The 24509-nt window shown below is 68.0% G+C and carries 22 protein-coding genes; 5 read left to right on the forward strand and 17 right to left on the reverse strand.

Translation table 11 applies throughout. The annotated features are described in order from the left end of the window. Positions 1-119 precede the first annotated feature (119 nt). Genes ACG00X_RS09265 through ACG00X_RS09275 form a run of 3 tightly spaced genes read left to right on the forward strand, consistent with a single transcriptional unit; the run spans position 120 to position 3170 of the window. On the forward strand, positions 120-2183 hold the full coding sequence (locus ACG00X_RS09265) for a carbon starvation CstA family protein (RefSeq protein ID WP_394487840.1): 2064 nt from the start codon (positions 120-122) through the stop codon (positions 2181-2183). Further along, positions 2176-2376, forward strand: coding sequence for a YbdD/YjiX family protein (locus tag ACG00X_RS09270; protein ID WP_394487841.1), 201 nt, complete (start codon positions 2176-2178; stop codon positions 2374-2376). Before ACG00X_RS09265 ends, ACG00X_RS09270 begins: the two co-directional genes overlap by 8 nt. Before the next feature lie 41 nt (positions 2377-2417). Beyond that, positions 2418-3170, forward strand: coding sequence for a phytanoyl-CoA dioxygenase family protein (locus ACG00X_RS09275; RefSeq protein ID WP_394487842.1), 753 nt, complete (start codon positions 2418-2420; stop codon positions 3168-3170). On the opposite strand, the gene ACG00X_RS09280 is transcribed toward ACG00X_RS09275, so the two are convergent. The 12 genes from ACG00X_RS09280 to ACG00X_RS09335 all read right to left on the reverse strand — a co-directional run bounded on the left by ACG00X_RS09280 (position 3116) and on the right by ACG00X_RS09335 (position 18038). Next, positions 3116-4624, reverse strand: a complete 1509-nt coding sequence (locus ACG00X_RS09280) for a hybrid sensor histidine kinase/response regulator (protein WP_394487843.1) — start codon at positions 4622-4624, stop codon at positions 3116-3118. The genes ACG00X_RS09275 and ACG00X_RS09280 overlap by 55 nt on opposite strands. A gap of 76 nt (positions 4625-4700) precedes the next feature. Then, positions 4701-5192, reverse strand: coding sequence for a signal peptidase II (lspA, locus tag ACG00X_RS09285; protein WP_394487844.1), 492 nt, complete (start codon positions 5190-5192; stop codon positions 4701-4703). A 13-nt stretch (positions 5193-5205) separates the two neighbouring features. Beyond that, entirely contained in the window at positions 5206-8037 is a 2832-nt protein-coding gene (gene ileS / locus ACG00X_RS09290; RefSeq protein WP_394487845.1) for an isoleucine--tRNA ligase, read from the reverse strand. A gap of 84 nt (positions 8038-8121) precedes the next feature. Beyond that, positions 8122-9147, reverse strand: coding sequence for a bifunctional riboflavin kinase/FAD synthetase (locus ACG00X_RS09295; protein ID WP_394487846.1), 1026 nt, complete (start codon positions 9145-9147; stop codon positions 8122-8124). A 22-nt stretch (positions 9148-9169) separates the two neighbouring features. After that, on the reverse strand, positions 9170-9907 hold the full coding sequence (locus ACG00X_RS09300; RefSeq protein ID WP_394487847.1) for a pseudouridine synthase: 738 nt from the start codon (positions 9905-9907) through the stop codon (positions 9170-9172). Further along, positions 9904-10440: a DUF3617 domain-containing protein gene (locus ACG00X_RS09305; RefSeq protein WP_394487848.1), complete on the reverse strand. Its 537-nt coding sequence runs from the start codon at positions 10438-10440 to the stop codon at positions 9904-9906. The genes ACG00X_RS09300 and ACG00X_RS09305 overlap by 4 nt, the downstream gene beginning before the upstream one ends. 91 nt (positions 10441-10531) lie before the next feature. Further along, complete coding sequence (locus ACG00X_RS09310; RefSeq protein ID WP_394487849.1) at positions 10532-11659, reverse strand: acyl-CoA dehydrogenase family protein; 1128 nt, start codon at positions 11657-11659, stop codon at positions 10532-10534. A 20-nt stretch (positions 11660-11679) separates the two neighbouring features. Further along, positions 11680-12879, reverse strand: a complete 1200-nt coding sequence (locus tag ACG00X_RS09315; RefSeq protein ID WP_394487850.1) for an acyl-CoA dehydrogenase family protein — start codon at positions 12877-12879, stop codon at positions 11680-11682. Between the two features lie 150 nt (positions 12880-13029). Continuing rightward, positions 13030-13854, reverse strand: a complete 825-nt coding sequence (gene xdp1, locus ACG00X_RS09320; RefSeq protein WP_394487851.1) for an exosortase-dependent surface protein XDP1 — start codon at positions 13852-13854, stop codon at positions 13030-13032. Positions 13855-14006: 152 nt separating this feature from the next. Further along, positions 14007-16811: an XrtA/PEP-CTERM system TPR-repeat protein PrsT gene (gene prsT, locus ACG00X_RS09325; RefSeq protein WP_394487852.1), complete on the reverse strand. Its 2805-nt coding sequence runs from the start codon at positions 16809-16811 to the stop codon at positions 14007-14009. 65 nt (positions 16812-16876) lie between these two features. After that, the gene (locus tag ACG00X_RS09330) at positions 16877-17548 is read right to left on the reverse strand and encodes a retropepsin-like aspartic protease family protein (protein WP_394487853.1); all 672 of its coding nucleotides are present in this window, start codon (positions 17546-17548) and stop codon (positions 16877-16879) included. 1 nt (position 17549) lies between these two features. Continuing rightward, complete coding sequence (locus ACG00X_RS09335; RefSeq protein WP_394487854.1) at positions 17550-18038, reverse strand: YajQ family cyclic di-GMP-binding protein; 489 nt, start codon at positions 18036-18038, stop codon at positions 17550-17552. A 38-nt stretch (positions 18039-18076) separates the two neighbouring features. Here ACG00X_RS09335 and murB point away from each other — a divergent pair, with 38 nt between their 5' ends. Next, a complete protein-coding gene (murB, locus tag ACG00X_RS09340; RefSeq protein ID WP_394487855.1) occupies positions 18077-19150 on the forward strand; it encodes a UDP-N-acetylmuramate dehydrogenase in 1074 nt (357 codons plus the stop codon). A 75-nt stretch (positions 19151-19225) separates the two neighbouring features. Beyond that, entirely contained in the window at positions 19226-20059 is an 834-nt protein-coding gene (locus tag ACG00X_RS09345) for a DNA ligase (protein WP_394487856.1), read from the forward strand. Between the two features lie 12 nt (positions 20060-20071). On the opposite strand, the gene ACG00X_RS09350 is transcribed toward ACG00X_RS09345, so the two are convergent. From ACG00X_RS09350 to ACG00X_RS09370, 5 genes are all read right to left on the reverse strand, one after another. Next, a complete protein-coding gene (locus ACG00X_RS09350; RefSeq protein WP_394487857.1) occupies positions 20072-21706 on the reverse strand; it encodes a hypothetical protein in 1635 nt (544 codons plus the stop codon). Next, positions 21703-22173: a hypothetical protein gene (locus ACG00X_RS09355; protein WP_394487858.1), complete on the reverse strand. Its 471-nt coding sequence runs from the start codon at positions 22171-22173 to the stop codon at positions 21703-21705. Before ACG00X_RS09355 ends, ACG00X_RS09350 begins: the two co-directional genes overlap by 4 nt. A 90-nt stretch (positions 22174-22263) precedes the next feature. Next, positions 22264-23580, reverse strand: coding sequence for an argininosuccinate synthase (argG, locus tag ACG00X_RS09360; protein WP_394487859.1), 1317 nt, complete (start codon positions 23578-23580; stop codon positions 22264-22266). 18 nt (positions 23581-23598) lie between these two features. Beyond that, positions 23599-23865 (reverse strand): GNAT family N-acetyltransferase, encoded by a 267-nt coding sequence (locus ACG00X_RS09365; protein WP_394487860.1) that lies wholly within the window; start codon positions 23863-23865, stop codon positions 23599-23601. After that, a complete protein-coding gene (locus ACG00X_RS09370) occupies positions 23862-24422 on the reverse strand; it encodes a YaeQ family protein (protein ID WP_394487861.1) in 561 nt (186 codons plus the stop codon). The genes ACG00X_RS09365 and ACG00X_RS09370 overlap by 4 nt, the downstream gene beginning before the upstream one ends. Positions 24423-24509: the final 87 nt, after the last annotated feature.

A 24509-nucleotide genomic window follows, 5' to 3' on the forward strand; every position in this document is an offset into this window, starting at 1 on the left:
CTGCGGGCCTGGGTCGCGCGTCTTGACCGATGCCGAGGCGGTGTCGGTTGCCGAAACTGGCTGCACGGTAGCGCCGCCCGAATCGTCGACGTGCGCGCCGCAACGGAGACAAGCTCATCATGAATCTGCGCCGCCACCTCGCGTGGGCGGGCGTTGCGATCCTGGGCGCTGCATCCCTCGCCACCGTGGCCCTGAGCCGTGGCGAGACGATCAGCGCGCTGTGGGTCGTGGCCGCCGCCATCTGCACCTACCTCATCGCCTACCGCTACTACAGCCTGTTCATCGCCGACAAGGTGCTGGGCCTGGACGCCAAGCGCCAGACGCCGGCCTGGAAGTACAACGACGGCCTGGACTACGTGCCCACCAACAAGCACGTGCTGTATGGCCACCATTTCGCGGCCATCGCCGGCGCCGGCCCGCTGGTGGGCCCGGTGCTCGCGGCGCAGATGGGCTATCTGCCCGGGCTGCTGTGGATCCTGGCCGGCGTCGTGTTTGCCGGTGCGGTGCAGGACTTCATCGTGCTGTTCATCTCCACGCGCCGTGACGGCCGCTCGCTGGGCGACCTCGTCAAGCAGGAGATGGGCACGGTCCCCGGTCTGATCGCGCTGTTCGGCGCGTTCATGATCATGATCATCATCCTGGCGGTGCTGGCCCTCATCGTCGTGAAGGCGCTGGCCGATTCGCCGTGGGGCCTGTTCACAGTGGCGGCGACGATTCCGGTGGCGCTGTTCATGGGTGTGTACCTGCGCTTCCTGCGGCCCGGTCGCATCGGCGAGGTGTCCATCATCGGCTTCGCGCTGCTGATGGCGGCCATCTTCGGTGGCCAGTGGGTCAGCGAGCACCCGACGCTCTCGCACGCCTTCACGTTCACGCCGGTGCAGCTGGTGTGGGCGCTGATCGGCTACGGTTTCGTCGCGGCCTGCATCCCCGTGTGGCTGTTGCTGGCACCGCGCGACTACCTCAGCACCTTTCTGAAGATCGGCACCATCGTCGCGCTGGCGATCGGCATCGTCATCGTGGCGCCGCCGCTGAAGATGCCCGCACTCACGCAGTTCGCGGCCGGCGGCGGCCCGGTCTGGGCGGGCAATCTGTTCCCCTTCCTGTTCATCACGATCGCCTGCGGTGCGGTGTCGGGCTTTCACGCGCTGATCTCGTCGGGCACCACGCCCAAGCTGCTGGAGAACGAGCGGCATGCCCGCTACATCGGCTACGGCGGCATGCTGGCCGAGAGCTTTGTCGCCGTCATGGCGCTGGTGGCGGCGTCGTGCATCGAGCCGGGCGTCTACTTCGCGATGAACAGCCCGGCCGCCGTCGTCGGCAAGGATGCCGCCACGGTCGCGCAGACGCTGTCGACCTGGGGCTTCGTCATCACGCCCGACATGCTGACGCAGGCGGCCGCCGACGTCGGCGAGAAGACCATCCTGGCCCGCGCCGGTGGTGCACCGACGCTGGCCGTGGGCATGGCCGAGATCCTGCACCAGGTCATCGGCGGCAAGGCGATGATGGCCTTCTGGTATCACTTCGCCATCCTGTTCGAGGCGTTGTTCATCCTGACGGCCGTGGACGCCGGCACGCGCGCCGGCCGCTTCATGCTGCAGGACCTGCTGGGCAGCTTCGTGCCGTCGCTCAAGCGCACGGAGTCGTGGGTGGCGAACCTGCTGGCCACGGGCCTGTGCGTCGCGGCCTGGGGTTATTTCCTCTACCAAGGCGTCGTCGACCCGCTGGGCGGCATCAACACGCTGTGGCCGCTGTTCGGCATCGCCAACCAGATGCTGGCTGCCGTGGCGCTGCTGCTGGGCACGGTCGTCATCTTCAAGATGAAGAAGGACCGCTATGCCTGGGTCACGGCCGTGCCGGCGGCCTGGCTGCTGTGCTGCACGATGACGGCTGGCTGGCTGAAGATCTTCTCGGCCGACCCCAAGCTGGGCTTCCTGGCCCACGCCGACAAGTACGCGGCGGCGATTGCCGAAGGCAAGGTTCTGGCCCCGGCCAAGACGCTGGATGCGATGTCGCGGGTCGTCTTCAACGACCGGCTGGACGCCGCGTTGTGTGCGCTGTTCATGGGCGTGGTGCTGAGCGTGCTGGTCTACAGCGTCAAGGCCATCCTGGCCGCGCGGCGCAGCGGCCGGGTCACGGCGCAGGAGACGGCCTTCGTGCCGCTGCCTGCGGCCCAGCATGCTTGACCGCGCCGACATCGTCCGCGCCGGGCGGTATCTGACGCAGAGCCTGCGCCTGATGGTGGGGGTGCCCGACTACGGCAGCTACCTGGCCCACCACCAGGCCACGCACCCGGAGCGCCCGGCCATGAGCTACGAGGAGTTCTTCCGCGAGCGCCAGGCGGCGCGCTACGCCTCGCGCACCGGCAAGTGCTGCTGACTGGGTAGGGCGGCCCGGCGGTGGTGATACAAGTCCGGCCCATGCCGGACCTCCACGACACCACCCTCCCGCAAGGTTTTCGCCTGCATCCTCGGTTGCTGTCACCACGGCGGCGTGAGGCGCTGTTGGCCGAACTGGCCTCGCTGCCGCCGGGCACTGCCGGGCAGCGTGACCTGCTGGAGCAGGGGTGGTGCCGGCGACTGGCGGGCGTTCTGCTCGCAATGCCGCTGCTGCGGGATGTGCTGCCTGCCGATGCTGTGGCGGTGCAGTGCACGCTGTTTGAAAAGTCGCCCGACCGCAACTGGCTGGTGGCGCTGCATCAAGATCTGGCCCTGCCGGTCGCCGCCCGCGTGGACCACCCGCAGCTGACGGGCTGGTCGGTCAAGGCTGGTCGGCCGTTCGTGCTGGCGCCAGCGTCAATACTTTCCCAAATGGTCGCCTTGCGATTGCATCTTGACGATGCACGGCAGGTCGACGGCGGCCTGCGCTTCGTGCCCGGATCTCAGACGGGTGGTGTGCTGGACGACACCGCGGCGCGGCAGTGGCGGGACCGGGTGGGTGAGGTGCCGGTGGAGGCGGTCGCCGGAGACGGCTTGTTGATGCGTCCGCTGACGCTGCACGCATCCTCCAAGGCGTCGGCACAGGGGCGGCGGCGCGTGTTGCACCTGCTGTTCGGGCCGCGGGAGCTGCCTTGGGGGCTGCGTTGGTCGCCGTCAGCCGTTGGCCGGCGGGCAGCGTTTCAGGCGGCGGCCTGCGCTGGCAGCTCCACCCGCGCAGCGGCGCGGGTGACCTGACGCATCGCGATCTCGAAGCTGAAGCTGGAGCCGACGCCTGGCTGGCTTTCCACGCTGACAGTGCCGCCCATCAGGCCGACGAGGCGTTGCACGATGGTCAGCCCCAGGCCGGTGCCGCCATAGCGGCGCGTGATGCTGCCGTCGGCCTGCGTGAACGGGTCGAAGATCTGCTCGATCTGCTCGTTCGTCATGCCGATGCCCGTGTCGGTGACGGCGATGCGCAGGCGTTGCGTGTCCGCGGTGTCGTCCAGGTGCGGATCGGCACGAGCGATCTCCAGGCGCACCTCGCCGCGTTCGGTGAACTTCAGCGCGTTGCCGATCAGGTTGATCAGCACCTGGCGCAACCGCAGAGCGTCGCCCACCAGCTCGGCCGGCACGCCAGGCTGCACGAGGGCGTGCAGCTGGATGCCTTTGTCGTGCGCCTGTTGCAGCAGGGGTTGCAACGACTCGCGCAGGCAGTCGTGCAGCGGGAAGGGCTGCTCGTCCATGACGATACGGCCGGCCTCGATCTTGGCCACGTCCAGCAGGTCGTTGATGATGGTCATCAAGCCCTTGGCGGACTGATGCGCCATGCTGATGAAGCGGCGCTGGCGCTCGGTCAGCTCCGTCTGCAGCACCAGCTCCGTCAGGCCCAGCACGCCGTTCATCGGCGTGCGGATCTCGTGGCTCATGTTGGCCAGGAACGAGCTCTTGGCCTGGCTCGCCGCCTCCGCCGCTTCGCGCGCGGCGACCAGTTCGGCCTGGCTGGCCTTCAGGTCCGCGATGTCGCGAGCGTTCAACAGCAGCACGGTGTCGCCGGTCACCGGGTCCCGCATGGGGCGCACATCCAGCGCATGCCAGCAGGGGCCGGTCACGGTCTGCAACTCCACGTCCTGCCGGCAGGCCTCGCCGCGTTGCACGCGGGCCAGCACGCTGGCGGCATCGTGCCAGTGCGTGAACAGCCGGCTGAACTCGGTGCCGCCGGGCGGCGGCAGGGTGTCGCCAAAGGTCAGCGCGGAGGCCGGGTTACGCATGAGCAGTTCGCCCCGTTCCAGCGTGAACACGGCGATGCGCGCGGACGTGTACTGCAGCACCTCGACGCCGCGCAGCATGGACAGGTCGGCGCCGCCGCCGAGGGAGTCTGCCGCGAACAGCATGACCTGGCGCCGGTCGGGTGTGCGCATGCCGCGCGACACCAGCATCACGGTGGTGGGTTCACCCTTGGGGTAGAGCGTCCACAGCTCGCGGACGATCTTGCCCTGGGCGTGGTCGGCCGCCGTCACGGCCAGTCGCTCCTGCACGGCGTGGCCGTGCTCGGAGAAGTCGCGCGAGAGGAACTCCTCCGCGCTGTCGGCATGCCAGAAGCGCAACGCTGCGGCGTTGGCCCACAGGTTGCGTCGATGCTCGGGGTCGAAGACCCACAGAGGAACGTCGAGCCAGTCGTAATGGCTCAGGCTGGCGAAGTCGAGAAGCATGGCGTGTCGCAAGGCGCGCGATTGTCACCGTTCGACACACTTTGGCGCGTGAAAAATTACACGCGCTGTTGCCTCTTCAAGATCGCCGGGCGCGGCGGAGTTCGTCGACGACCAGCAGCACCGCGCCGAGCGTGATGGCGCTGTCCGCGACGTTGAATGCCGGGAAGTACCAGCCGGCGGCGTGGACCTGGATGAAGTCCACGACGTAGCCGTACATCGCGCGGTCGATGACGTTGCCGATGGCGCCGCCCAGGATCAGGGTTAGTGCCCAGGCGAAGGCCTTCTGATGGCCCTGGCGGCGCAGCATCCAGATGATGAAGATCGCCGCCGCGATGCCCAGCCCCAGGAAGAACCAGCGCTGCCAGCCCGATGCGCCGTGCAGGAAGCTGAACGCCGCGCCGTAGTTGTGCGCGCGGACGATGTCGAAGAAGTCGGTGATGTGCCGCACATCGCCGAGCTGGAACGCGCCCACGATGAGGAATTTGGTGAACTGGTCGATCGCCACGATGACGGCGGCGATCAGCAGCCAGCGCATGAGGCGGGGCGAGGCGGAGGAGGGCGAAGGCATGGCTTTGCTTGATTCAGGCGACGGTGCGGGTTTCACCCGAACCATGCAGGTTGCTGTCGCAGCGGCCGCACAACGTGGGGTGGGCCGGGTTGCTGCCGACGTCGGCGCGGTAGTGCCAGCAACGCTCGCACTTGGCGTGGCTGCTGGGCGTCACGGTGACGCCGAACTGCGGCGCCGAAACCAGGCTGACAGCCGACGTGATGAAGACGAAGCGCAGGTCGTCGCCGAGGCTGGCGAGCAGGGCTTGATCCTGCTCGTTGACCTGCAGCACCAGTTCGGCCTGCAGCGAGGCGCCGACCGCGCCGGTGGTGCGCACCGCCTCGATGGCCTTGTTGACCTCGTCGCGGATTTCGTGGATGCGGCTCCACTTGGCCAGCAGGTTGGCGTCTGAGGCGCCGAAGTCCCAGAAGGTCTCGGTGAAGATGGTCTCGCCCTTGGCGAAGATTTGCCACGCCTCCTCGGCCGTGAAGCTGAGGAAGGGCGCCATCCAGCGCAGCATCGCGTGCGTGATCTGCCACAGCGCCGTCTGCGCGGAGCGGCGGGCCAGCGACTTCGGCGCCGTCGTGTAGAGGCGGTCCTTCAGCACGTCCAGGTAGAACGCGCCGAGGTCTTCGGAGCAGTAGACCTGCAGCTTGGCGACGACCGGGTGGAACTCGTAGCGATCGAAGTGGCCGAGGATGTCCGTCTGCAGCTCGGCGGCGCGGGCCAGCGCGTAGCGGTCCACCTCCAGCAGGTCTTCGGGCTTCACCGCATCGACGGCCGGATCGAAGTCACTGACGTTGGCGAGCAGGAAGCGCAGCGTGTTGCGGATGCGGCGGTAGCCGTCGACGACGCGGTCCAGGATCTTCTTGTCGCCGGCGATGTCGCCCGAGTAGTCGGACGCGGCCACCCACAGCCGGATGATCTCGGCGCCGAGCTTCTCGCTGACTTCCTGCGGCTGGATGCCGTTGTTGAGCGACTTGCTCATCTTGCGGCCCTGGCTGTCCACGGTGAAACCGTGGGTCAGCAGGCCGCGGTAGGGCGCGCGGCCCTGCAGCGCGCAGCTCAAGAGCAGCGAGCTGTGGAACCAGCCGCGATGCTGGTCGTGGCCTTCCAGGTAGAGGTCGGCCTCGGGGCCGCTCTCATGCGCCGCACCGGCATGGCTGCCCTTGAGCACGTGCTGGAAGGTCGAGCCGGAGTCGAACCAGACGTCCAGGATGTCGTTGCCCTTGGTGTATTGCGCGGCCTCGTCGCCCAGCCACTCGGCGGCGTCCAGCTTGGACCAGGCTTCGATGCCGTTGGCCTCCACCAGCTGCGCTGCGCGTTCGATGAACTCCAGCGTGTTCGGATGCGCCTCGCCGGTGTCCTTGTGCAGGAAAACCGGCAGCGGCACGCCCCAGCTGCGCTGGCGCGAGATGCACCAGTCGGGCCGACCCGAGATCATGTCGTGCAGGCGGGCCCGGCCGTTCTCGGGGTAGAAGTTCGTGGCCTCGATGGCGGCTAGCGCCGTCTTGCGCAGCGTGTCGGGCGCCTTGTCGGTCGTGAACACGCCGTCGCCCTCGTCCATGCGGACGAACCACTGCGCCGCGGCGCGGTAGATGACCGGCGACTTGTGGCGCCAGCAGTGCGGGTAGCTGTGCGTGATCTTGGACTGAGCCATCAGCCGGCCGTTGTCGAGCAGCGTCTGTGCGACGACGGCATTGGCCTTCCAGATGTGCTGGCCGCCGAACAGCGGCAGGTCGGCGGCGTAGGTGCCGTTGCCCTGCACGGGGTTCAGGATGTCGTCGAAGGCCATGCCATGGGCCACGCAGCTCTGGAAGTCGTCCAGGCCGTAGGCGGGCGCGGAGTGGACGACGCCGGTGCCGTCGTCGGCGGTGGCGTAATCGGCCAGGTAGACGGGGCTTTCGCGGTCATAGCCCGGGTGCACGTGGGCCAGCGGGTGCTTGAACTTCAGCAGTTCCAGCGACCGGCCCGGTGTCGTGGCGACGACCGTGCCTTCCAGCTGCCAGCGCGCCAGGCACTTCTCCACCAGCGCCTCGGCAACGACGAAGAAGCCCCTGGGCGTGTCGACCAGCGCGTAGGGCAGCTCGGGGTTGAGGTTGAGCGCCTGGTTGGCGGGAATGGTCCAGGGCGTGGTCGTCCAGATGACGGTGAAGGCCTCCTTGGCCAGCGGCGCCACGCCGAAGGCGGCGGCGAGCTTCTCGGGCTCGGCGCTCAGGAAGGCTACGTCGACGGCCGGGCTTTGCTTGTCGGCGTATTCGATCTCGAACTCAGCCAGCGACGAACCGCAGTCGAAGCACCAGTACACGGGCTTCAGGCCACGGTAGACGAAGCCGCGCTCGAACAGCCGCTTCAAGACGCGGATCTCGCCGGCCTCATTGGCGAAGTCCATGGTCTTGTACGGGTGGTCCCACTCGCCCAGCACGCCCAGGCGCTTGAAGTCCAGGCGCTGCTGGTCGATCTGCTCGGTGGCGTAGGCGCGGCTCTTGGCCTGCACCTCGTCGCGCGGCAGGCCGCGGCCGAAGGTCTTCTCGATCTGGTTCTCGATGGGCAGGCCGTGGCAGTCCCAGCCAGGGATGTAGGCCGCGTCGAAGCCCGCCAGCTGGCGCGCCTTGACGATCATGTCCTTCAGGATCTTGTTGACGGCGTGACCCATGTGGATCTGACCGTTGGCGTAGGGCGGGCCGTCGTGCAGCACGAACTTCGGGCGGCCGCAGCTGGCATCGCGCAGGCGCTTGTATAGGCCTTGCTCGTCCCAGGCCTTGACCCAGCCCGGCTCGCGCTTGGGCAGGTCGCCGCGCATCGGGAAGGGGGTGTCGGGCAGGTTCAGCGTGGAGCGGTAGTCGGGGGCGTCCGGGGTGGTCATGGCGTGCGGCCAGACGGCAAGTCTGGCGGGTCTGGCGTTCGGGAGGCGGGGAGGGGCGGCGACGAAGAGCGGCTGGGCGCCGCTTCAAATTCGGTCGCGCGTGGTCTGCCGACGCTGGGCCGCATGGGTGGCCAGGAAGGCGCGTGCCGCCGCCGTGTCGGCCGCGATGGCCGCCGTGAGCGCTTCCAGCCCGTCATAACGGGCTTCGTCGCGAAGTTTGTGCAGCAGTTCCACGCGGGCGAGTTTACCGTAGCCCCCCTCCGGGCCCAGCTCGGCGCCAGGCCAGCTCAGGCAGTGCACTTCCAGCAGCACCCGGCCGGCATCTTCCACGGTCGGGCGGTTGCCGAGGCTGGCGACGCCGGGCAGCGGCTCGGGCGTCAGGCCGCTGACCTGCACGGCGAAAATGCCGTGCGCGGCGGGGCGGTCGTGCGGGAAGCGCAGGTTCAGCGTGCGAAAACCGTCGGCGGCGCCGGGGGTGGATTCGCCCAGTTGGCGCCCCAGTTTGCGGCCGTGCGTCACATGCCCCGACACCGCATAGGGCCGCCCAAGCAGCGCGGCGGCGCGCGCCATGTCGCCCGCGGCCAGCGCGTCGCGCACGGCCGAGCTGCTGACGCGCAAGCCATGCACCTCGTAGCTCATCATGCGGGCCACGTCGAAGCCCTGGGCCTGGCCGGCGGCGTCCAGCGTGGCGTAGTCGCCCTGGCGCTTGGCGCCGAAGCGGAAATCGTCGCCCACCAGCACGTAGCGGGCGCCCAGGCCTTCGTGCAGCACCTGGCGGATGAAATCCTGAGCGGGCAGCGAGGCCAGCGCCTCGTCGAAGGGCAGGATGACGACCTGGTCGACGCCGCAGCGTTCCAGCTCCACCAGCTTGTCGCGCAGCGTCGCGATGCGGGTTGGTGCCAGTTCGGGCTTGCCCAGCTTGGCTGCGAAGAAGTCGCGCGGGTGCGGCTCGAAGGTCAGCACGCAGCTTGGCAGGCCGCGGTGGCGTGCTTCCGACTGCAGCAGCGCCAGCATGGCCTGGTGGCCCCGGTGCACGCCGTCGAAATTGCCGATGGTCAGCGCGCAGGCGGGCGCGATGCCGGGATGGTGGAAGCCTCGGAAAACTCGCATCGGGCCGATTGTCAGCGCAGCGTCATTGGCCCCAGACTTCCGCCGGGCTCGACACCCAGCGCCACTCGCCGGGTTTGAGCTCCGGCGGCAGCACGAGCGCGCCGAACTGCGGCCGGTGCAGCGCCTCCACGCGGTTGCCCACGGCCGCCACCATGCGCTTGACCTGGTGGTACTTGCCCTCCAGCAGCGTCAGGCGCAGCAGCGTCTCGTCGACGATCTCCGCACCTTCCGCCTTGCTGATCTCGGGCGGGCGCTGGAACTTGCCCGGCGTCTTGCTTTCGGGCTCCTTCAGCTCGACGCCGGCCAGCAGCTGTCGCGTCATTTCTGTCGTCAGCGGGTGCTTGCAGCGTGCTTCGTAGACCTTGGGCACATGGTGCTTGGGCGATGTGAGCTTGTGGATCAGCGTGCCGTCGTCGGTCAGCAGCAGCAGGCCGGTGGTGTCTTCGTCCAGGCGGCCGATGGGTTGCACGCCACGCTCGCGCAAGGGCTCGGGCAGCAGGCTCATGACGCTGGGATGGTGCTTGGGCTTTTGCGAGCACTCGTAGCCGGTGGGCTTGTTCAGCAGGATCAGCGCCTTGTCGTGGCAGGGCCATTCCTGGCCGCTCACGGTGAAGCGCAGCCCTTGCGTCTCGTACTCGGCGTCCGGGTCGTCGACGACCTCGCCGCCCACCGTCACTTCACCGTTCCACACCAGGCCGGCGCACAGGCGCCGCGTGCCAAAGCCCTGGCTGAAAAGAATCTGGGAGAGTCGCTGTTTCACTTGGCCTGGGACTTGAACGGTTGCACGTCGCCGCAATCGGCGCTCAGCCAGCGGCCTTCACCGCTGACCTTGGTGGTTTCGGTCTTGCCTTGACGGGTGGCACGCACGGTGACGTCGTTCGTGAAGGCGTCGCTGCCACGCAGCGTGACGGTGGCGTCACCCTCGGAGTCGGGATCGGTGCAGACGAAGTGCGTGTTGATGACGCTGCCACTGCGCTTGACGTCCTGCGTGCAATGGCCGCCGTTCGTGACCGGTGCCACGTTGCGCTCGGCCTGCTCCTTCGTGATGCAGGTCTTCAGGGTGATGACGCCGCCGGCCATGTTCAAGCTGATGCCGCGCTGCGCCATCATCTGTTCCATCATCGCGCGCCGCTCTGGCGGCATGCCCTCCATGGCTTTTTGAGCCTGGGCCATCTGAGCCTGGCGCGCTGCATCCAGCTGAGGCGTCTGCTTGAATTCCCACAGGCCGGGTTTCAGTGTCTGGGCGTGAGCCAGACCGGCAGCACCGGCCAGCAGCAGGACAAGGTATTTCATTGGGGGAAGTCCACGAGGGCGGCGTGGCGAGGGTGGGGGGGAGCCCCGCACTTTATCGCCCTCACCGCACAGCGCGGGCCCCACGGCGTCTTCAGGCGAAGACCCCGGCCGTGTCCTGCATGCGCGCGCTGACCTCGCCCAGGTGGTGCAGCGTGTCGCCCCACTGCATCTCCATGACGGTCAGCCGCTTGAAGTAGTGGCTGCCGATGTATTCGTCGGTGACGCCGATGCCGCCGTGCATCTGCGTGCATTGCTGGCCGACGAAGCGCATCGCATTGCCGAGCTGCACCTTGGCTTGCGACAGCGCGCGTCGCCGCACGGCCGGCTGGTCGCCCAGGCGCAGCGTGGCGAAGTAGCTCATCGAGCGAGCCAGCTCCAGCTGCATCTTCACGTCGGCGGCGCGGTGACGCAGCGCCTGGAAGCTCGCGATGGCGACGCCGAACTGCTTGCGCGTGTTGAGGTAGTCAACGGTCAGCGCCAGATAGCGCTCCATGACGCCCACGGCCTCGGCGGCCTGCGCGGCGATGCCGATGTCGGCGGCCAGCTCCAGCAGGGCCAGGCCGGCATCGGGCCCGGCGATCAGCTGGCCCGGCGTGCTCTGCAGGTGAAGCTCGGCTGCGCGCGAGCCGTCGTGCAGCGAATACGGCCGGGTCTGAACGCCCGTCGCACTCCGCTCGACGAGGTACAGCGCGATGCCGCCCGGCTCGTCGTCGGCACCCGACACGCGCGCCGGCACGATGAAGGCGTCGGCGAGGTCGCCCGCAGGCACGAGGCTTTTCACGCCCGTGAGCCGCGCGTCGACGGCGCGCGTGGACACGCGGTGGAGGCGGTAGCGCGAGCGGGCCTCCTGGTGCGCCAGCACGACCAGCGCCTCGCCGCCAGCGATGCGCGGCAGCCAGTCTTGCTGCAGCGTGGCCGGCGCCTGCTGCAGCACGGCCGGCGCAATCAGCGCGCCCTGGGCGATGGGTTCGAGCACCAGGCCGCGGCCCAGCTCCTCCATCACCACCATGGCGTCCACGGCGCCGAGCCCCAGCCCGCCGTGGGCCTCGGGCACGGTCAGCGCGGTCAGGCCCAGCCCGGCCAGGCCCTCCCAGGCCGCGCGGTCAAAGCCGCCGGCGCGGGCGATCTGCTGGCGTCGGGCGAAGCCGTAGTCCTTCTCGACGAAGCGCCGAACCGCGTCGCGCAGCGCCTGCTGGTCATCGGTGAAATCGAAATCCATTGCGTCCGTCTCCCGGGGCGTCAGCCGAACAGCGTCTGCGCGACGATGTTGCGTTGCACTTCGTTGGATCCGCCGTAGATCGTCGTCTTGCGGACATTGAGGTAGTTGCCCGTCAGCGGGATCGCATGCGGGGCGCTGCCGATCCAGGCGCCGCCCAGCCACTGGTCGCCTTGCCAGCCGGCCTCCATGGCTTCGTGGAGGTAGGGCAGGGCCAGCGGGCCGCCGGCCAGCATCATCAGCTCGGTGTAGCGCTGCTGCAGTTCGCTGCCGCGAATCTTGAGCAGCCCTGCGACGTCCAGCGGCTGCTTGGCCGCACGCTCGCCCGACAGCACGCGCAGCACCATCATCTCCAGCGCGACGACGTCCACCTCGCACAGCGCGATCTGGTCGCGAAAGCGCGGGTCGTCCATCAGACCCTCGGCGCGGGCGATGCGCTTGAGCCGCTCCAGTTCGCGCTTGGCGCGGTTCACGTCGGCGATGTTGGTGCGTTCATGCGACAGCAGATGCTTGGCGTAGGTCCAGCCCCGGTTCTCCTCGCCGACGAGGTTCTCGACGGGCACCTCGACGTTGTCGAACCAGACCTCGTTCACCTCGTGCTCGCCGTCCAGCATGATGATGGGTTTGACGGTCACGCCGGGCGACTTCATGTCGATCAGCAGGAAGCTGATGCCGGTCTGCGGCTTGCCCTGGTTGGACGTGCGCACGAGACAGAAGATCCAGTCGCCGTACTGGCCCAGCGTCGTCCAGGTCTTCTGGCCGTTGACGACATAGCGGTCGCCGCGCCGTTCCGCGCGGCAGGTCAGCGAGGCCAGGTCGGAACCGGAGCCCGGTTCGCTGTAGCCCTGGCTCCACCAGACCTCGCCGCTCATGATGCCCGGCAGGAAGCGCTGCTGCTGCTCGGGCGTGCCGAAGGCCATGATGACCGGGGCCACCATGACGGGCCCGAACGGCACGATGCGTGGTGCGCACGCCAGCGCGCATTCCTCTTCGAACAGGTGGCGCTGCACGGCGTTCCAGCCCGGGCCGCCGAACTGCTTCGGCCAGGCCCAGCCGTGCCAGCCCTTGGCACCCAGCAGGCGTGCCCAGCGTTGCAGGTCGTCCTTGTGCAGCCGCAGCGCGTGGCGCACCTTGTGGGCGATGTCGGCCGGCAGATGGGTGCGCACCCATTCGCGCACCTCGGCGCGGAAGGCCAGCTCCGCGTCCGTGAAGTTCAGGTCCATGTCTCGCGGTGTTGTTGTGATCGGAAGTCGGCCGCTTGTAGCACGACCCCTGGTGCGCCGCTGTCCGGCCAGGGACAGCCGGGGCCGTGCACCTCGGCAAAGAAAAAGGCGCTCCGAGGAGCGCCTTCGTGGGTGTGTGACTGCCGCGGTTCAGGCAGCGGCCGCCGACTTGCGGCGGCGAACGCCGAGGGCGCCCAGCAGGCCGACGCCGACGAGAGCCAGCGACGCCGGCTCCGGCACATTGGTCTTCTTGCCGCAGTCGGTCGCGGCGCTGCCCGAGCACACGCTCGTCGTCACGCCGAAGAGCTTGAAGTAGTCGTTGCCGTTGTTCAGCGTGCCGCTCTTGGCCGTGGTGCCCGACAGCGCGCTGTTGTAGGAGACGATCAACCACCAGCTGGAACCGACGCTGGATGCCGTCGGCGCTGCGCTGGTGGTGGCGCCGTTGACCAGCGTGTAGGGCGCCGAGGTGTCCGTGCCCAGATCGCCGTAATTGCCGACGAGCGTCCAGCCCGCGGCCGTCAGGCCGGCGTAGGTGGCCGTGGTGCTGGAGAGCGACGGCGCGGTGGTGGAGTTCAGGCGGAAGATGCCCACGTCGGCATCGCCGTACTTGTAGCCAATGCCGACGCTGGTCAGCACCACGCTCTGCGAGAAGCTCAACAACACCATTTCCGTGTTGCCGACGTTGTCGATGGCATGGTTCGGGGTGCTCGTGCCGTCCGAGGCCATGCCCAGGCCGCCGCTGTAGTGCAGCAGCGTCGTGCCGGAGCCGGAGGTCGTGAAGCTGGTGGAGTTCGAGGCCACGTAGGCGCCGCTGATCTTGAGCGTGCCTTCCGAGCCCGTGTACGAGGTGACGGCGTTGGCGCCCTCGGCGCTTGTCACGCCGGTGAAGGCCCAGGTGGAGGCGGCCTGCGCGGCGACGCCGATGCTGGCCAGCAGCAGTGCCAGCATGCCCCTGGAAATCTGTTTCTTATTCATATGACTCTCGAGCGCGTGACTTGGCCGGGTGTCGTCCGATCGGCGTGCCACTGAAAAAATCCCTTGGGAAACAAGGGGTTGGCGCACGCGCCAAACCAAGCAGGCCCGAAGTGTAAAGAGCGCAGGCGGGCTCCAGCGCCCCCAAACGCCCCTCAGTTAAGGGTGGCCAGTGTGCGTTTTGCCTCGTCGAGCTCGTCGAAATTGCCCGCCTTGATGGCGGCCTGCAATTCCTCTTTGGCCTCCGGCGTTCGGGAGGCTTTCGCCAGGGCGATGCCCAGGTGGTAGCGAATCTCGGCTTGCGCGGGCGAGCGCAGGCGGGCGTCACGCAGCAACTGGAGGGCCCGGTCCAGCTTCCCCGCCTTCAGGTTGGCCCAGCCGGCGGTGTCCAGCACCAGGGCATCCTTCGGGCGCAGCGCGAGGGCCTGCTCGGCAACCTGGACGGCGGCGGCGTCTTTCAGGCGAATGAGCACGTTGGCCAGGTTGTTGAGTGCCTCGAAGTCCTGCGGGTTCAGCTTGACGACGGTCTCGTAGCGCTGCCGTGCCGCGGTGAAGCTGCCATCACGGGCCTCGGCGTCGCCGATGGCCTTCATGACGCCGGTGTCTCGCGGGTTGCGGGCCAGCCACTGGTCGGCGGCATCACGTGCTTCCTTCGCCCGGCCGAGCCGGGACAGGGCCGTGATGAGGCGGGCCGCGTTTGGGCTGCGGGGAGACAGTTCCTGAAGCCGGCGCAGCGCTTCGATTTCCTTCGCGGGTTCGCGCCTGACGCTCGCCACCTCGGCCAACAGCAGGTAGGCCGCTTCTGATTTGGCATCGAGCTTGAGGAGCTGGCGGGCCTTGGCTTCGGCGCCGGCGGGTTCGTTGCGCCGCAGGTCGACCTGGGCCATCAGGGTCAAGGCGGCCGGGTTGTCGGGCGAGCTGCTGAGGGCCTTGTCGAGGCTGTACGCGGCCCCCTGCGTGTCCTGGGCCTGCAGCTGCAGCCCGGCAAGGCTGACCAGTTGCTGCGTGTTGAACGAGGCCTTGCGCGTCGCGTTCGTGAGCGTGAGCCGGGCGGCGGCCACGTCGCCATTGGCGAGTTGCGCGCCCGCCAGCGCACGCAGCGCCTCGATGTCGTCGGGTTGCTTGCCGGACAGCGTCTTGGCGGCCTGCAGCGCGAGTGCCGGCTTGCCCTTGCGCAAATACCACTCGGTCAGTGCGAAGTCCGCGCGCAGTTCGCGTGGGCCGCTTGATTCGGCGGCGCTGCGCAGCCACTTTTCGGCCTCATCGTCCTTGCCGCGCAGTTCGTTCAGCAGCGCGACCTCGAATTGCACATCGGCGCGCCGCTCGTTGGACTTCAGCAGCTCGCGCAGCCGCTTGTCGGCGGCGTCGAAGGACTTCGTCAGGGCGTCGACGCGCGCCATGCCCAGATGCGCGTCGATGAGCTTGGGGTCCAGGCGCAGCGCGCGGTCATAGCCCTGGCGGGCACCGGCGAGATCGCCGCTACCCTGGCGCAAGGTGGCGTCCAGCAGGGCCAGCGAGGCTTCGTTGGGCAGTCGCTTGATGGCTTCGCCCGAAATCCGCAGCGCATCCGCCGTGCGGCCGCTGCGCGCATACGCCTTGACGAGGGCCAGCGTTGCATAGAGCTGCTTCGGGTTGGCCTTGTAGACCGCTTCCAGCTGCTCCAGGGCCATCCGGTCCTGCCCGATCTGCAGCAGGCCGATGCCCAGGGCTGCCCGCATGTCGGGCGAGTCCTGTTGCTTGAGCGCTTCCTGCATCAAAGTGGCCGCGCGCGCGCCGCGCCCTTGATTGATGTACACGCTGGCCAGCATCAGCAGCGCCTGGCTGTCGGTCGGGCGGGCGCGCGTGTACTCCTCGAGCAGTTCCTGGGCTCGCGTCGGATTCGGTTCGGCCAGCGCGATCTGGGCCAGCAGCTTCAGCAGCGGGCTGCCGGGCTGCTGGCGTGCGGCCAGCTCAAGGTAGGGCTTGGCCTTCTCGAACTCGGCGAGGCCAAAGTGGGCCAGGCCGTTGAGCATCAGGAACTGCGTGCGAAAGCGGATGAACTCGATGGGCACCGGGTCCAGCAAGTCGGTGACCTGCTTGAGCGCGGCCTTGGTGCCGGGCGCGTCACCGCGCCGGTCATTGATCAGCGCGCGCAGGTAGGCCGCGCGCGGGTCTTTGGGATGGAGTTTCTCGGCGGCCGTCAGGTCGGCCAGCGCGTCGTTGTCCCGGGTCAGATCGGCCAGCAGGCCGGCGCGGGCGATGCGGGCCTCGAAATGCTTGTCGTCCAGGGCGACGATGCGGTCGTAGGTGGCCAGCGCTTCGCGCAGGTCGCCCGAGGCATGGGCGACGGAGGCCCGCTGGTAGAGCGCCTCGGCACTGCCGGGCTGGAGTTTGATGGCCTGGTCGGCCGCCGCCTGGGCTTGCGCCCATTGGCGGGCCCGGATGCGCAGGGGCACTTCGGCCAGCCAGGACTGGACGGCGGCCGGATCGATCTTGCGTGCTTCCTGGACGGCGGACAGCGCGTTGCGTGCGTCGCCCAGGTCGGAGTAGGCCGAAGCACGTTCCAGCAACAGATCGCGGCGTGTCGTGGCGCCGAGGCCATCCATGGAGAGCCGGGCGTCCGACAGCACCTGTTGCTGCTTGCCCTGGGCGCTGAGCGCCTGTGCCAGCGGCACGCAGACTTCCGCCCGGTCGACGCCCAGGCGCAGGGCTTCGTTGAAGGCCACCTCGGCCGCGCCGGGCTGGCTGTCGGCCAGCAGGGCCTTGCCCAGCAGCACCTGCACGGCCAACTGGTTCTTGTCAGCCTGCAGCGCGTTCTTGAGCTGGATGATGGTGCCGGCGATGTCGCGGGCTTCGTAGCGCTTGAGGGCGTTCTCGTAGAACTTGGCCGCCTTGGCGGCATCCTGGGCGTGCGAGCCTGAAGACGCGGCAAGCAGCAATGCGGCCAGCAGACCGCAGAGCGGGGCGTAGGGACGGGTCATCAGGGCAGACCGGCAGCTGAGGGCGCCGGATTTTTGCAGAAGCAGGCCGAGCGCCGCCGGCCGGGTCAGTTGCGCAGATCCAAGGTCATGACATCGTTCTCGCGGTGCATCTGAAAACGCTTGAGGAAGCTGTTGCCCAGCAGGACATGGCCGATCTGCGCGGGCGTGACGATGGTGGTCACGTTGCGCACCTCGACCTCGCCGATGCGGATGCTGGCCACGTCGATCTGATAGCCGGGCGCCACGCCGTTGGCGGTCTGGATGCTGACGCGCTTGCCCTGCTGGTAACGCAGGCCGAGCTTGTCGGCCTCCACCTGGCTGAGCGCGACGTTGGTGGCGCCGGTGTCGACGAGAAAGCTGGCCGGCTGGCCATTGATGGCGCCGCCGACGGTGTAGTGGCCGCTGGCGCTGGCGGGGATGACGATCTGCCGGGGTGTGGAATCCGTTGCGCCCAGCACCCGGGCGGGTGCGGCGCCCATCACCAGCGTCTGGCGCTGGCCCGCCATTTCGATGACCGCCTGGCCGTCGTGCAGGGACACGAGCTTCACGCCGCGGGCTTCGCTGCCCACGGCCAGCGTGCGGGGCTCGCCGTCGATGATGAGCAACGCGGCGCGCGCGCCCAACATGCCATTGAGCTGCACCTGGGGAGCCTGGGCCTGCACGGGGGCAGCCAAGGCCAGGAGCAAGCTGATGAGTGCGAGCCGTGGCAGCCGGACTCCCTGGGTGCTGGGCTGCATGTCAGTCGCGGAAGTTGTTGTAGGTCAGCGGGGTGTCGCTGAAGCTCTTCTTCAGGTGGGCGATGCCGGCCTGCAGGTCGTCGCGGTTCTTGCCGGTCACGCGAACGGCGTCACCCTGGATGCTGGCCTGGACCTTGAGCTTGCTCTCCTTGAGCGAGTTCACGATCTTCTTGGCCAGCGCGGCTTCGATGCCTTCCTTGATCTTGTAGACCTGGCGCACCTTGTCGCCGCCGAGCTTCTCGACCTTTTCCTGCTTGTCGAGGAAGCTGATGACGACGTCCTGCTTGGTGAGCTTGGCGTAGAGCACGGCCTCGATCTGCTCCAGCTGGAACTCGCTGTCGCCCGTCGAGTGGATTTCCTTCTCCTTGAGCTCGACCTTGGCGCCGGTGCCCTTGAAGTCGAAGCGGGTGCCGATTTCCTTGATGGCGTTGTCCACGCCGTTACGGATCTTGACGTGGTCGGGCTCGAGAACGGTGTCGAAACTGGGCATTTGCTGTGGGGAGTGAAAGGGTCTGCGAAAATTTTCCCATGCCCACGCCCCTGCAGACACCCTCGAACGGAGTACCGATCGCTCTTTCGGTTGAGGTCGACGTCAACCTGAAGCCCTACAACACCTTCGGCCTGCCGGCCGTGGCGCGCCGATTGGTGCGCATTCGCGAGGCGGCCGACGTGCGTCGCGTCGTCGACCATCCCGAACTGGGGCGTGCGCCCAAGTTCGTGCTGGGTGGCGGCAGCAATCTGGTGCTGACGCGCGATGTGGAGGCGGTCGTGCTGAAGATCGAGATCCCCGGCATCCGCCTGCTGGAGACGCGCGACGACGCCTGGATCGTGGAGGCCGGCGCCGGCGTGCCCTGGCACGAACTGGTCAGCTGGACGCTGGACCAGGGCTACCCGGGCCTGGAGAACATGGCGCTCATCCCCGGCACCGTGGGGGCCGCGCCGGTGCAGAACATCGGCGCCTACGGCCTGGAGGTGAAGGACCGGCTGGAGGCGGTGGAGGTGATGGATCTCGTCACCGGCCGGCCGGCGCTGTTGCCGGCGGACGTCTGCCGCTTCGGCTACCGGGACAGCGTGTTCAAGCACAGCGACTTCGGCGGCCTGGCAGGCAAGAGCGTCATCACCCGCGTGAGGTTTCGCCTGCCCAGGCCCTGGCAGCCGGTGCTGGGTTACCTGGAGATCGAGCGCAAGATGGCCGAGACCGGCATCGCGGCGCCGACGGCGCGGCAGATCTACGACTGGGTCGTGGCCGTGCGCCGCGCCAAGCTGCCGGACCCGGCCGTCATCGGCAATGCGGGCAGCTTCTTCAAGAACCCGGTGGTCACGGCCGAGCAGTGCCGGGACATCATCGGCCGCGATCCCGGCATCGTGCATTACCCCATGCCCGATGGCAGCGTGAAGCTGGCGGCCGGCTGGATGATCGACGCCTGCGGCTGGAAGGGGAAGACGGTGGGCGGCGCGGCGGTCTACGAGAAGCAGGCGCTGGTGCTGGTGAACAAGGCCGACGCCCGCGGCGCCGAGGTCGTCACGCTGGCGCGGGCCATCCAGGAGAGCGTCTACGGGCGCTTCGGCATCCGCCTGGAGCCGGAGCCGGTGGTCGTCTGATCGACGTGAATCCTGCCGCCCACGGGTTGCGTGGCAGGTCGATCATGCCGGCTCCGATCGACTCGGGAGACGGCGATGAGCGAGACGACAGTGAACCGGCGCGTGCTGTTGGCCTGGTTGGGCAGCTGGGGCGCGCCGATGCTGGCCCAGGCCCAGGCCCCGCTGCTGGCGAAGAACGCGCCGGCGGGCATCGACCCGGCGCCTTATCTCGTCAGTGAAAAGCTCGACGGCGTGCGGGCGCTGTGGGACGGCGCGACGCTGCGCTTTCGCAGTGGCCGTGCGGTGGCGGCGCCGGCCTGGTTCCTGGCGGCGCTGCCCCAGACGCCGCTGGACGGCGAGCTGTGGATGGGCCGGCGCCGCTTCGACGAACTGTCGGGCGCCGTGCGTCGAGCCGAGCCGGTCGACGCCGAATGGCGCCGCATCCACTACCGTGTCTTCGAGCTGCCGGCCGGTGAGGGCACGTTCGCGCAGCGGGCCGACAAGCTCAAGGCGCTGGCGAGCGACATCGTCGTGCCGGTGGAGCAGCAGCGCTTCACATCGAACGCCGCATTGCGGGCCAAGCTCAAGCAGGTGGTCGATGCTGGTGGCGAAGGCCTGATGCTGCATCGCGCCGACGCGCCGCTTGCATCAGGCCGCAGCGATCTCCTGCTGAAACTGAAGCCGCTGGCAGACGCCGAGGCCGTCGTCGTCGGCCACGAGGCCGGCAAGGGGCGATTCAAAGGCCAACTCGGCGCGCTGGAGTTGCAGACGCCCGAAGGCGTGCGCTTCAAGCTGGGCACTGGCTTGAGCGATGCCCAGCGCCGTGACCCGCCGCCCATAGGTGCCACGGTCACCTACCGCTATCGCGATGTGACGCCGGCAGGCAAGCCGCGCTTCGCGAGTTTCGTCCGCGTGGCGGACCAGTTCTGACGGCTCAGCGCTTCATTTGGCCGCGATATGGGGAGGTTTGGCCGCACAAACCTTGATGGTGACGTCCACCGACACCGTGCGTTTGCTGTCGCTGATGCGGGCCAGCATCGTGGTCGTCTTGGGTGCGGATGCCGAAGCCGTGAAGCGAACTGCTGCCGTATCCCTCATCGCCGGCAGGGACACGTCGATCACGTTGTCCGACGGGACCTGGGCCAGCCATTGCACGCTGGGCCGGCCGTCGTCGCCTTCGATGACAAACTGGAAACTTTCACCTGCCGTGAGCAACAGGTCGCGCTTGTCCGGGATGACGCGGACCGAGGGTGTGCCGCAGGCCTTGGGCAAGGCGGGGCGCTCCAGGGCTGCCGTCAAACGCTTGTTCAGACTCGTCGGCTGACCCAATGCCTGCGCCAGGACTGTGAGGCGCTTATTGAGTTCGGGCAATTGAACCTGCACAGCCGCCAGTTCGGCGGCCTCGCGAGCCTGCTTTTGCGCTTCCGCTTGCTTCAGTTGTTCGGCCTTTGCCTGTGCATTCTTGGCCTTCTCCCTGGCCGCCTTGGCAGCGGCTGTGGCCGCGGTGGCCTTGTCGGTGGCTGCCTTCTTGGTCGATTCCTCCTTGGCATCGCTCACGGCTGCTGTGGCTGCGGTCGCGTTCTTGTCCGCCTGGTCGGCGTCCTTTTTTGCGCTGATTGCCGTCTCTGCCGCTGCTTTGGCCGGGCTGGTTGGCTCTTCCGTGGTGGTTTCGGTGCTGGCCGGGCAACTTGCTGCTGCGGCGTTCTTGTCGGCTGCCGGGTCACCGGTCGGCGTGTTGTCGGCGCTTGCTGCAGCGTCCGACGTGCTGGCCGGGGAAGCAAAGATGGTCTGGGCCAGCAATAAGTTGGCCTGGGACTTCAATTGGGCGACGGCGGCCGGCACCTCGCTGAGGTCGTGGCTGACGCGTTCAACCTGTCTGGCCGTGTCGCTGGCCGTCAGTGCGGACATCTCGCGCAGATGCGGACCGACCCGTTCGAGCCCGCCCAGGAAACGATCGGCATCGTCCAACTGCCTGCCAGCCCAGCGCACGATGCCCCAGGCACGACCAATGCTGCGCGCCTCGGCGCTGCCGCGAGGGGCCTGGCTAATTACGGCCAATTGCGCGTAGACCCTTTCCAGGGCCTGCCGGGCCTTGATGATGGCAGCGCGCTCCTTGTCGAAGTCGGCGCGGGTCATCTCGTAGGGCGCCACCTGGAGCGCCAGACAGGTCAGGGACTCGGCGCCGGCCAGGTACACCTTCTGGCGGGCCGACGGTTCCAGCCAGCTCGCGCCAGCGTAGATCGCCGCAGTTCCGAGGCCGGCCTTTTTCAGGAATGTCTCGTGCGCGGCTTTGTCCAGGCCTTTGTAGACCGCCGTGGCGCCAAGCCCGATCAGGCCCAGCGCGGTCATGTTCTTCATCGTCTCTGTGTCGCCCGCCGCCTTCCAGAGCAGGTCGCGCTGGTCCATCAAGGCCTGGAGTGAAAGGTCCAATTCGCCGACGAGCCTGTCTTCGGGTTTCGACACGATCTGCTTCGTGTTCAACTTCGGACTGAAGACGTAGGGGTTGGTGGCGCAGCCATTCAAGGCGAGAAGCACGGCGCAAACGCTTGCACAGTGCTGGCAGCGACGTGCGTTCATGCGGACCTCCGCGCGCTCGGGGCAATGACCAGCAGGTCAATGCTGTCCACCGCGCATTCGGCGGCGGAGTTGGCAGCGTTCAGGTCGCGCTGGGCGAGTAGCAGCAGCGAAAGCTGAATGCGTTCGGCGTCGACGGGCACCGCCACGCTGGCCGAAAAGGGTTCGTCCAGACCCGCCGCTGCGGCATGCAGCCGACGGCCATTTGCCCAGGCTGACAGGTGTGCGTACCCGTGGCGGTCGGTGCTCAGGCCTTGACCCCGCACCTGGATCGTGACCCAGCCACGACCTGTGCATTGCACTTCGCCGTCCAGCCTCAAGGCCTGAGGCTGGGCATCCTTGTCGGCGGCACCGCTTCTGACGACGAGATTGTCGAACAGCACCGACAGAGCATTGCCGCTGTCGGTCTGTGCCACATGAGCGATTGAAGCATCGGTCTCGAAGCTGACCGAACGAAGTTGCAGTGACATGCGCGTCTCCCCGAGTGTGTGCCGCAAGATGCGGCTCGGAGAGAGGCTAGGGCGCCTGTACGCGCCCCGCATCCACAATTGTGGCGAGTGCTATTCCAGTCGGGGCAGGCCGCCGCCGGCCAGCAGGCCCGTGCCGGTGTAGATGCCCAGCTTGCCGCGCGTGTCGGTGATGTCGAGGTTGCGCATGGTCAGCTGGCCGATGCGGTCGGCGGGGCTGAAGGGCGCGTCTTCCACCTTTTCCATCGACAGGCGCTCGGGCGCGTAGGTCAGGTTGGGGCTCTTGGTGTCCAGCAGCGAGTAGTCGTTGCCGCGGCGCAGTTCGATGGCGACTTCGCCGGTGACAGCGCGGGCGATCCAGCGCTGGGCGGCTTCGCGCAGCATGATGGCCTGCGGGTCGAACCAGCGGCCCTGGTAGAGCAGGCGGCCCAGCTTGCGGCCGTTGTCGCGGTACTGCTCGATGGTGTCTTCGTTGTGGATGCCGGTGACCAGGCGCTCGTAGGCGATGTGCAGCAGCGCCAGGCCGGGAGCTTCGTAGATGCCGCGGCTCTTGGCCTCGATGATGCGGTTCTCGATCTGGTCGCTCATGCCCAGGCCGTGGCGGCCGCCGATCTTGTTGGCCTCGGCCAGCAGCGCCACCGGGTCGCGGTACTCGACGCCGTTCAGCGCGACGGGCACGCCTTCCTCGAAGCGCACCGACACCTCTTCGGCCTTGATCGCCACGTCTTCGCGCCAGAACGCCACGCCCATGATGGGGTTGACGATGCGGATGCCGCTGTTGAGGTGCTCCAGGTCCTTGGCCTCGTGTGTGGCGCCCAGCATGTTGGAGTCGGTCGAGTAGGCCTTCTCGGCGCTCATCTTGTAGGCGAAGCCCTTCTCCGTCATGAAGGCCGACATCTCGGCGCGGCCGCCCAGTTCGTCGATGAAGGTCTGGTCCAGCCAGGGCTTGTAGATCTTCAGCGACGGGTTGGTCAGCAGACCGTAGCGGTAGAAGCGCTCGATGTCGTTGCCCTTGAAGGTCGAGCCGTCGCCCCAGATGTTGACGCCGTCGGCCTGCATCGCGGCCACCAGCATGGTGCCGGTCACGGCGCGGCCGATGGGCGTGGTGTTGAAGTAGGTGATGCCGGCGGTGCTGATGTGGAAGGCGCCGGCCTGCAGCGCGGCGATGCCCTCATGAACCAGCTGCGCGCGGCAGTCCACCAGCACGGCCTTCTCGGCGCCGTACAGCATGGCCTTGCGCGGGATCTCGTCGTAGTCGGGCTCGTCGGGCTGGCCCAGGTTGGCCGTGTAGGCGTAGGGCAGGGCGCCCTTGAGCTTCATCCAGTGCAGCGCGGCGGAGGTGTCGAGGCCGCCGGAGAAGGCGATGCCGACCTTCTGGCCGACGGGGACGGATTGCAGGATCGTGGACATGGTGGGCGGTCTCTTCTCTTAGGCGACGAGGTGTTGCCACTCGGGGTGGCGCTGGATGTAGACGTGAACGTAGCTGCAGGCGGGGCGGACCTTCAGGCCCTCGGCGCGGGCCCACTGCAGGCCGGCCTCGACGAGCCTCGCGGCCAGCCCCTGGCCCTGGTAGGCGGCCGGAACGCCGGTGTGCGTGAACACCACCAGGCCGTCAGCCAGTGCGTAGTCCAGCACGCTGACCGGCGTGGTCGGCAGCGTGAAGCGCTGGCGGTCGGGTTCGTGCTGCGGTGTCATTCGGTGGCGGTCTTCAGGGCCACGGGATGGATCTCGACGGACGCGTCAGCCGTGGACACGTAGACGCTGCCGTCCTGGATGCTGATCTGCAGCTGCATGCTGCGCGCCGCCAGCGCCGCGAGGGCCTGCGACTGCTCGGCCGGGATCTGCCAGACCGACAGCTTGGGCGTGCGGGTCAGCTTGTTCTCGATGTTGCGCCACCAGACCTCGGTGCTGGATGCATAGCCGTAGACGCTGACCCGCTCGCTGCGGCCGTGGGCCTTCATCAGGCGGCGGTCGTCGGGCTGGCCGAGATCGATCCAGTGGACGACATCACCGGTCAGGTCCAGCTGCCAGAGGTCGGGTTCGTCCACGTCGGACAGGCCCTTGGTGAACTCCAGCCGGCCGCGCAGGTCGTCCGCCGTCACGTTCAGTGCGTAGGCCAGCACGCGGATCATCAGGCGCTCCTCCGTCTCGCTGGGGTGGCAGGCGAGCGTGAGGTTGTGATCCCCGTAGACATGGCGGTCCATGTCGGAGATTTGCAGCTGGGCTTTGTAGATGGTGGCTTTGAGCGCCATGCGGGGGGCATCGAGACTAGGGGCAGCCGGCGATTATCGCGGTGAAGGCGTCGTGGCATCATGCCGCCCTTCGTTCAGAACCTTCGC

This window comes from Pelomonas nitida (assembly GCF_043555975.1).
GTDB lineage: Bacteria > Pseudomonadota > Gammaproteobacteria > Burkholderiales > Burkholderiaceae_C > Pelomonas > Pelomonas nitida.